The organism is Bowmanella yangjiangensis, assembly GCF_017255015.1.
Lineage (GTDB): Bacteria > Pseudomonadota > Gammaproteobacteria > Enterobacterales > Alteromonadaceae > Bowmanella > Bowmanella yangjiangensis.
On sequence record NZ_JAFKCS010000477.1, the window covers coordinates 1 to 586 of the forward strand.

The 586-nt window shown below is 66.6% G+C and carries 1 protein-coding gene; it reads left to right on the plus strand.

What is annotated here, in order from left to right; genetic code table 11:
* The coding region (locus tag J0A65_RS25250; protein WP_206596969.1) for a CHASE domain-containing protein at positions 1–586 on the plus strand (586 nt) is incomplete at both ends.

Consider the following 586-nt stretch of genomic DNA (forward strand, 5'->3'; position numbering starts at 1 on the left):
GTGTGCTCGGCTACGACATGCTCAGCGAAGAGGTTCGCCGCACCGCCATCGCACGCAGTGTCGATACCGGCGAGGCGAGTCTGAGCGGGCCGCTGGTGCTGCGCCAGGAGGTGGATGTCAACGTCCAGTCCGGCGTGCTGCTCTACCTGCCCGTGTATCGTCCGGGGGTGCCGGTCAACTCCGCCGAGCAACGCCAGGCCGCCTTGCTGGGGCTCGTCCACGGCGCATTTCGCAGCCAGGACCTCATCGAGGGGATTCTCGGACGGCAGACGCGGCTGTTCGACATCCAGCTCAAGGACCCCGGCGCCAGCGACCTGCAACTGCTCAGCCAGGAGGTCGGTGGCAATGACTGGTCGCCGCTGTTCAGCTATCAGCAGGAACTGTCGTTGTATGGCCGCACCTGGCAACTGGAGGTGTTCGGCACGCCGGAGTACGAGCGCGGGCTGATCGATCGAACCGGCACGCTGGGGCTCTGGGCGGGGCTTGCCGCGGCCCTGATGCTGTCGCTGCTGGTCGGCGGTTTCCTCTATCAGCGCGAACGCAAGCTGAAGATCAGCGAGATGGCAGGGCAGGCCCTGCAGGAGCG